Annotated in this window: 2 protein-coding genes and 1 pseudogene; all 3 read right to left on the bottom strand. The window is 71.6% G+C overall.

Annotation, left to right across the window (positions count from 1 at the left end; translation table 11 throughout):
• A pseudogene (locus tag FRW57_RS21565) lies at positions 1–548 on the bottom strand (hypothetical protein); the annotation flags it as partial.
• Between the two features lie 28 nt (positions 549–576).
• The gene (locus FRW57_RS21560) at positions 577–1,224 is read right to left on the bottom strand and encodes a GNAT family N-acetyltransferase (RefSeq protein WP_137119993.1); all 648 of its coding nucleotides are present in this window, start codon (positions 1,222–1,224) and stop codon (positions 577–579) included.
• On the bottom strand, positions 1,224–1,402 hold a 179-nt coding region (locus tag FRW57_RS24660), incomplete at its 5' end, for a MogA/MoaB family molybdenum cofactor biosynthesis protein (protein WP_420853282.1). The genes FRW57_RS24660 and FRW57_RS21560, both read right to left, overlap by 1 nt.

Here is a 1,402-nt window from a genome sequence, read left to right as displayed (position 1 = left end):
CGGGCGGCGTGTTCCTGACGACTCCGCCGGCGCCGGACGGCGGCCGCGTGCCGCAGCCAGACCAGGTCGAGCACGAGCAGCACGCCGGAACCGCCGGCCGCCCACCACGTCAGTCCGATCACGGGGACCAGGACGGCGCTCCCGACGACGGCCAGCAGGCAGAGGACGAAGGAGGCGCCGTGCAGCCGCCGGCGAGTCAGCCCGGAGAGCAGCCTCGCCATGCGTCCCCGGACCCGCACCTTCGGTGCCTCGGTGGCCCGAGCGGTCCGAGTGGCGGCCGGCGCCGCGGGCCGCTGGGCAACGGCACGCTTGACGGTCACGGTGGCCCTCGAGGGACGGGCCGGGCTCACGGCGTAGGAACGTGGCTCCGGAGCCGCCAGCGGCGACTCCGGAAGGGGCTTGCGACGCTCGAGGACCCGCATGGCCTCGGAGAAGCGGTCGACCGATCGGGCGGTCGACAGGTGGTCGCGGCGGCGAATCCAGTGCTGCAGCAGGTAGGCAGCCCAGATTGCCACGACGAGAACGAAGATCAGGCTGCTGGAAGGCACGGGACCGACGGTAGGCGGTATCAGCGACCTAACGTGGACCCTGCTCGGTGTGTCGCCAAAGTGGCTGGCCCGACGAGCGATTCAGCCGGTCCATCAGGCGCTCGCCATGCAGGTCCTCGACGGTCAGCGCGAACGTGCGGTGGTCGTGCCAGGCCCCGTTGATGTGCAGGTAGCCCTGCCGGAGCCCTTCGTCCCGGAAGGCCAGCTTCTCGACGACCCGCAGGCTCGGGGCGTTGTCCGGCCGGATGTTGACCTCGATCCGGTGCAAGCCCATGTCGCGCATCGCGAAGTCGCCCAGCAACGCCAACGCAAACGGGGTGAGACCCTGCCCCGCCACCGAGCGATCGATCCAGTAGCCGATCGCTCCGGAGCGCAGCGATCCCCATGCGACGCCGAAGAGATGCATCTGGCCCACCAGCCTGCCGTCGGCCTCGATCACCAGCGGCAGCATCCGACCCGCTGTGGCCTCGACGTGGTAGAGCCGGACCAGGCCGCGGAAGGACAGTTGCCGGTCGGACGGTTCGGGCAGCGTCGACTCCCACTCACGCAACCAATCGAGATTGGTCGCACGCAACGCCGTCCACTCGCGGCGGTCCCGCCGCCGCAGGGGCCGCAGCGTCACCTCCGTGCCGTTCGGGTGGGTGGCGTGCAGGGTCACCGGCCACCACGAGGACATCAGTGGTCACCACCGGCAATCTGGTCGAGAGCATGCGGGACGACGGCCTCGAGCACCGCCAGACCGTCGCGCACTCCCCCGACGGAGCCCGGCAGGTTGACGACGAGCGTGCGCCCCGCGACGCCGGCGATGCCGCGGGAGAGCATCGCGGTCGGCACCCCGGCCGCGACCCCGGCCG

Origin of the sequence: Segeticoccus rhizosphaerae (assembly GCF_009192725.1) — a bacterium.
GTDB lineage: Bacteria > Actinomycetota > Actinomycetes > Actinomycetales > Dermatophilaceae > Segeticoccus > Segeticoccus rhizosphaerae.
The sequence above is the reverse complement of the archived record's forward strand: the minus strand, read 5'-3'. Positions and strand labels throughout refer to the sequence as shown.